The sequence below is a fragment of the Lactobacillus sp. C449L genome, assembly GCF_059900815.1.
The window spans coordinates 1-447 of record NZ_JBWXGA010000257.1; the positions used below are offsets into that span (position 1 = coordinate 1).

Genomic DNA, 447 nt, shown 5'->3' on the forward strand with positions numbered 1-447 from the left:
CCGCCGCAAGATGGACCTCTTCGCCGCCCATGGCCGCGTGTTCCGCGAGGGCGAGGAACTGTTCGCCGAGGAAAGCTGGATCCAGGTCTTCCTCGGCCAGGGCGTCATTCCGCGCCGCTACGACCCGCTGGTCGACATCAAGGGCGAGCGCGAGATCGACGAATTCCTCGCCAATGTCGAAAACGTCATCGCCCGATGCGCCGACGTGATGCCCTCCCACGCCGCCTTCGTGCAGCAATACTGCCCGGCGGAACGGCCGTGAATGGCCGGCGGATATGCCGATTGGGCGCGGCCGCCCCTGCCGCCCCTGTCGCCCCTAAAGACCCGTCACCGTTCCCACCGTCAGCAGTTGCGGCAGGATCTGCGCCTCGCCGCCGGGCGGGTAATAGAGGTAGAGCGGGACGCCCGACCGGCCATGCCGGGCGAGGAAGCGGCCGAGCGCGGGAT

At 68.7% G+C, this 447-nt stretch carries 1 protein-coding gene; it reads left to right on the forward strand.

Going from position 1 to position 447, the window contains the following annotated elements:
* On the forward strand, positions 1-262 hold a 262-nt coding region (locus AC2JF9_RS09290), incomplete at its 5' end, for a tryptophan 7-halogenase (protein ID WP_500727194.1).
* Between the last annotated feature and the right edge of the window lie 185 nt (positions 263-447).